Annotated in this window: 1 protein-coding gene; it reads left to right on the forward strand. The window is 42.2% G+C overall.

Translation table 11 applies throughout. From position 1 onward, the window contains the following. Positions 1–35: 35 nt before the first annotated feature. Positions 36–1,634 (forward strand): type VI secretion system Vgr family protein (locus GYY69_RS12630; RefSeq protein ID WP_174798002.1); only part of this gene is annotated, 1,599 nt, incomplete at its 3' end.

A 1,634-nucleotide genomic window follows, 5' to 3' on the forward strand; every position in this document is an offset into this window, starting at 1 on the left:
TGAATCGTTACTCGCTTTCGATAGATGGACTTGAGATGACAACAGATATTTCGGTCTTATCACTCGAAGGCAAAGAGCAGTTAAATCAACCTTGGCAATATTACATTGATTTTACCAGCGCAAATCGTCAGATATCCATCGATTCAGTACTCAGCCAAACCGCATCACTAACTTTTCATCCCAACCCCCTACCACTGACACTCACCCAAATAAGCTCACTGGATATTGAAGATAAACCCCGCACACTCTATGGGGTGATTACTGAATTTAGTTTTGTCTCAATGAGTGAAGACCAAGCACACTATCGGGTAGTGTTTGAATCTAAACTGGCATTGCTAGCTAACCATCATCAAAGTGCTATTTTCCAAAATAGAAGCGTCGTTGAGGTCGTCGAAGAGGTGTTGCGTAATCACGGTTTTATCGGAATTGATTTTCGAATGGAGCTAAACGAAACTTACCCTGCTCGTGAGTTTATTACCCAGTGGCAAGAAAGTGATTTAACCTTTATTCAGCGTTTATTAGCTGATGTTGGTATCTGGTTTTATTTTGAAACGCATCCAAAACATCGCTGTGATGTCATGGTCATGAGTGATTATGAACAGGGATTAAAAAAGGCGGGTAACATTGCAATTAAGCAGCCCAGTGGTTTAAATGATAGTCGCCGTCATAGCGTATGGGATTTGCAATTTAGCAGTAAAACTAAACCCAATCAGGTGCGTGTTAATGATTACAACTACCGCACGGCAAATAACAACCTTCACATCACCGACAATAGTCAACAAAAAGATATCACAACTCGTGGCGATGATTATCGTTATGAAGAGCATCATAAAACAGAGGGAGATATTCAAACTGTTGAAAGTGGTCAATGGTATGCCCACATCCGCCATCAACAACATATTACCCAACAGTTAACCATTTATGGCAAATGTAATGATTACCAGTTAGCGCCGGGGCAACTTCTTATTATTGATAGCTGCCCAATTAACGATATCAAAGACGGCATTATCATTGTTGCAACCCATAGTCATGGTGACCGAACCGAATCATACCAAACCCATTTTACCGCTATACCGTTTAATGTACTTAAACCTTATCGCCCTGCGCCATTACCGTGGCCACAAGTGAGCGGTACATTACCGGCAAGAGTAACCAGTCCTAATCACGATACCTATGGCTATATTGACCCTCAGGGGCGCTATCGTATTAAGTTTAACTTTGATTTAAAAAACTGGAAAAAAGGCGAAGAAAGTTTATGGGTTAGGCTTGCCAAGCCTTATTCAGGAAATACTTATGGTTTTCATTTTCCCCTTATTGAGGGTACCGAAGTTGCCGTTGCCTTTACGAATGGCAATCCTGACCGCCCCTATATTGCCCATGCAATGCATGACAGTGCCCACCCAGACCATGTGTCTATCCGCAATAAACACCGCAATGTAATTCGAACACCCGCCAATAACAAATTGCGCATGGATGATAAGCGCGGACAAGAGCATATCAAACTTGCCACCGAATACGGTAAAACACAACTCAATCTAGGGCATTTAGTTGATAATAAAAAAATCAAGCGAGGTGAAGGCTTTGAACTGCGCACCGATGAGTGGGGGGCAATACGAGCGGGTAAAGGGGTTTAT

Source organism: Gilliamella sp. ESL0250, assembly GCF_013345045.1.
GTDB classification, from domain to species: domain Bacteria; phylum Pseudomonadota; class Gammaproteobacteria; order Enterobacterales; family Orbaceae; genus Gilliamella; species Gilliamella apicola_H.